Origin of the sequence: Stutzerimonas stutzeri, assembly GCF_024448895.1 — a bacterium.
In the GTDB taxonomy this organism is placed as follows: Bacteria; Pseudomonadota; Gammaproteobacteria; order Pseudomonadales; family Pseudomonadaceae; genus Stutzerimonas; species Stutzerimonas stutzeri_Q.
Genome location: NZ_JAMOIC010000054.1, coordinates 1 through 3,671, shown reverse-complemented (window position 1 = coordinate 3,671; position 3,671 = coordinate 1). Strand labels below are relative to the sequence as shown.

4 protein-coding genes are annotated in these 3,671 nt (G+C 60.0%); all 4 read left to right on the top strand.

Features of this window, described 5'->3' with window-relative positions:
• Window positions 1-173: 173 nt before the first annotated feature.
• The gene (locus NA619_RS24800) at window positions 174-503 is read left to right on the top strand and encodes a hypothetical protein (RefSeq protein ID WP_063540914.1); all 330 of its coding nucleotides are present in this window, start codon (window positions 174-176) and stop codon (window positions 501-503) included.
• Window positions 504-596: 93 nt separating this feature from the next.
• Window positions 597-1,565, top strand: a complete 969-nt coding sequence (locus NA619_RS24795; protein WP_255964423.1) for a DUF932 domain-containing protein — start codon at window positions 597-599, stop codon at window positions 1,563-1,565.
• A gap of 80 nt (window positions 1,566-1,645) precedes the next feature.
• Window positions 1,646-2,650 (top strand): YqaJ viral recombinase family protein, encoded by a 1,005-nt coding sequence (locus NA619_RS24790; protein ID WP_230358456.1) that lies wholly within the window; start codon window positions 1,646-1,648, stop codon window positions 2,648-2,650.
• A gap of 91 nt (window positions 2,651-2,741) precedes the next feature.
• The coding region (locus NA619_RS24785; RefSeq protein ID WP_255964422.1) for a hydrolase or metal-binding protein at window positions 2,742-3,671 on the top strand (930 nt) is incomplete at its 3' end.

The window sequence follows — 3,671 nt, the reverse complement described above, 5'->3', positions numbered from 1 at the left end:
AATTTCTTCGTCGAGTGAAGAGCCCAGCTTTTGCAGAGATATCCGAGCGGCTGCTTTTGGCCGACTCCAGCCCATTGCTCGATTTGATACGCGCCTGAAAGCCGGCCATTCGATTCAAAAAAATCTCAGCCCTACATAACCGCAATGACATCACCATCAAGAAGGTTCACCTCATGTCATTGCAGTGCCCTCGCTGTCGTTCCCCCAAAGTCGCTTCCTTCCACCACGCCATGAAGATCGCCGCTGCTGTCGGCACGGTCGGCGGTGCTGCTCGTGGCATCAGTGCTGCGCTGGCTGGCGGTCAAGCCGGGGCGGCTGTTGGCGCTATTGCCGGCCCTGTCGGTATTACCGTCGGCTCAATCTCCGGAGCCATCCTCGGCGGACTGGCCGGCGGCGTCGGTGGCTGCGCGCTCGGCGCTCAGCTTGGCCACAAGCTCGATCGCCACGTCCTGGCTAACAACCTCTGCCTGCTCTGCGGGCATCGCTTCAATCTGCCGACCTGATCAGGCGGCTCCACTCCCTCTTTCTCTAACTCCCAGCCGGTGCTGCGCTCTGCGCGGCGCTTATGCCGGCGCGCACCCAAAGGAATCGTTCTCATGGCTCATCTCGTCGAAACCATGGCCTACGCCGGAGCTACCCCTTGGCACGGTCTGGGCAACAACCTGCCGCAAAAACAGCCCATTGAGGTCTGGCAACGTGAAGCTGGAATGGACTGGCAAATCTTGGAAAGCCCCGTTCATTTCAAATCGGACGCTATCGGCCACCTCGGTACGATTCATTCCTTCCCTGAGCAGAAGGTGCTCTATCGCTCGGATACCAAAGCCCCGCTGTCAGTGGTATCCAAGCGTTATCACACCGTGCAGCCACGCGAGGTACTGGAGTTTTACCGGGATCTAACCGAGGTCTCCGGCTATGAACTGGAGACAGCTGGCGTGCTCAAGGGTGGGCGCAAGTTCTGGGCGCTTGCACGCACTGGGCAAGGCACGGCGATCAAGGGTAACGACCAGGTCAACGGCTACCTGCTGTTGGCTACGTCGTGCGACGGCACCTTGGCCACCACCGCAACGCCGACCACTGTTCGCGTGGTGTGCAACAACACCCTGACCATCGCTCTGGACGGCACCAGCCGAGCCATCAAGGTGCCGCACAACACTCGCTTCGATCCCAATACGGTGAAGAAGCAGCTCGGCATCGCCGTCTCGCAATGGGACGACTTCATGCACCGCATGCGCCATCTGGCTGAGCGTAAGGTGCAGTGGCATGAGGCAATGGGCTTCTTTATGAACGTCATGTGCGAGGTCAGTCCGACTGGCCAGCTTCCTGAACAGCTACCCAACGAGCGCGCCCTGCGCAAGGTTCAGGAGCTCTACGAAGGCCGGGGCCGGGGCAGTCAGCTGGAATCGGCCAAAGGCACCGCCTGGGGCCTGCTCAATGCCGTGACCGAGTATGTCGATCACGAACGGCGTGCACGTAGCACTGAGTACCGGCTTGATTCAGCCTGGTTCGGCCAAGGCGCGCAGATCAAGCAACGAGCCCTGGATACCGCTCTTCAGCTCGCTGCCTAACCCCCATCACCCCATCTCAACCGTATCGCCCGGTCAGCTTCGCGCTGGCTGGGCGTTTTTATGCCTGCAAGGTGAACAGCATGAAAGCAACCTCATTGAACCGCAGTACCAGCAAACCCCGTCCGGCTTTGCGTCTGATCAGCACCAAGGAATTGCCTCGCGAAGATTGGCTGGCAGTCCGCAAGCAAGGCATCGGCAGCTCCGATGCAGCCGCTGCCGTCGGCCTCAACCCCTACAAATCGCAACTGGAGCTGTGGCTGGAAAAGACCGGGCGCGACACCGGATTACCAAAAACCGATCCCGATGATGAGGACAGCCCGATGTACTGGGGCAACGTCCTAGAGCCCATCGTGGCCTGGCATTACAGCAAGCGCACCAAGAACAAGGTCCGCCGAATCAATGCCGTGCTGCAGCACCCGGATCCTGAGTTGTCCTGGATGCTAGCCAATATCGACCGCGAAGTAATCGGTGCCGACGACGTGCAGATCCTCGAATGCAAGACAGCCGGCATAAACGGGGCACGCCTCTGGAAAGAGGGCGTGCCCGAATATGTGCAGTTGCAGGTGATGCATCAGCTCGCCGTCACGGGCAAGCAGGCTGCCGATGTGGCGGTTGTGCTCGGAGGGCAGCATCTGGAGATCCACCGCATAGAGCGGGATGAGCAGATGATCGCTCGCCTGATCGAGCTCGAACGATGTTTCTGGCAGTACGTGGAAACGGATACACCACCGCCCGCAGATGGCACAGCTTCCGCCGAGACCGCCCTGCGCTGCTTATTCCCTACGGACTCGGGCGAGACCGTGGATTTCAGCGGTCATGCTGGATTGTCAGCGGCCTACATTGAGCTCAAAGCACTGCGCCAAGCGATTGCCGATAAGGAAAAGCGTGAAGCCCAGCTCAAGCAGATGCTGCAACAGGCCATGGGCGATGCCAGTCGGGCTGAGTTCACCAACGGGTACATCAGCTGGCGTAAAACCAAAGACAGCGTCGGCTTCGACGTGGCCCGGCTACTTCAGGAGAGACCGCACCTGAAAGCCAAATATTCGCTGATCAAACCCGGTGCACGGCGCTTCTTGGTCGGCTGATTCCAACCTCTTCTCATAACTCCCTCCCCTTGGCCAGCCCATGCAGTTCACGCTGCGTGGCTGGCATTTTTTCATTTTCAGGAGAACCACCATGCTCAAAGGTCTGGCTATCACCCCGCCGGTGCTCGGACGGATTTCCATCGGCAAAGTCATTGAGAAGAACGGCAAGCGCCTGCCGGAAAAGGATGACCAATTCACCATCACTTCCCAGGTACAGAGTCGCGACGGCTGGCTGGTACACCCGCTCAACGATGAGCTGCGCCAGAGCAAGGACGACAAGCTACGCGGCATTCCGGTACGCCTGCTGTTCAACGAACCGGAGCTGAACTTCCGCGCTGACTACACGCTGTTCGACCGGCAATCGGGGCGCCCGGTTTGCGTCGGCAATGGCGAAACCTGCAAGCGAGCCACTCAGGACGGCATGCAGTCGCTGCCCTGCCCTTCACCGGATGCCTGCCCGATGGCGAAAGGCGGTGCCTGCAAGCCCTACGGCCGCCTGAACGTACTCATTGGCGATGAGGATCCGCTGGGTAGCTTCGTGTTTCGCACCACCGGCTTCAACAGCATCCGCACCTTGGCGGCTCGCCTGCATTACTTCCAAGCCATCTCTGGTAACCGCCTGGCCTGTCTGCCGCTGGAGCTGCGTCTTCGTGGGAAGTCGACGCGACAAAGCCATGGCACGCCGATCTTCTACGCCGACCTGACAGTACGCGGCAGCATGGACATGGCTGAAGCACTGGTGACGGCCAGCGAACTCGATTCGAGGCGCCAGGCTGCGGGCTTCGATCAAGCCGCTTTGGATGAGGCAGCACGACGTGGCTTTGGCAACGGTGCGTTCGAAGACAGCGAGGAGGATGCCAGCGCCATCGTGGAAGAGTTCTACCCCGAGGGTGAAGCACCAGCTGCAGCAACGACCTATCCAGTCAATCCCACCAAACCTAGCCTGGCTGAAAAGCTCGATGCACAGGCTGCTCGTCAAACCCCACCCACAGACCAAGACCAAGGAGGCCGCCATGCGCCG

What these genes read in the sequence shown, in the direction of transcription:
- NA619_RS24800 (WP_063540914.1), top strand. Translation starts at nt 174, where the DNA reads ATGTCATTGCAGTGCCCTCGCTGTCGTTCCCCCAAAGTCGCTTCCTTC.
- NA619_RS24795 (WP_255964423.1), top strand. Translation starts at nt 597, where the DNA reads ATGGCTCATCTCGTCGAAACCATGGCCTACGCCGGAGCTACCCCTTGG.
- NA619_RS24790 (WP_230358456.1), top strand. Translation starts at nt 1,646, where the DNA reads ATGAAAGCAACCTCATTGAACCGCAGTACCAGCAAACCCCGTCCGGCT.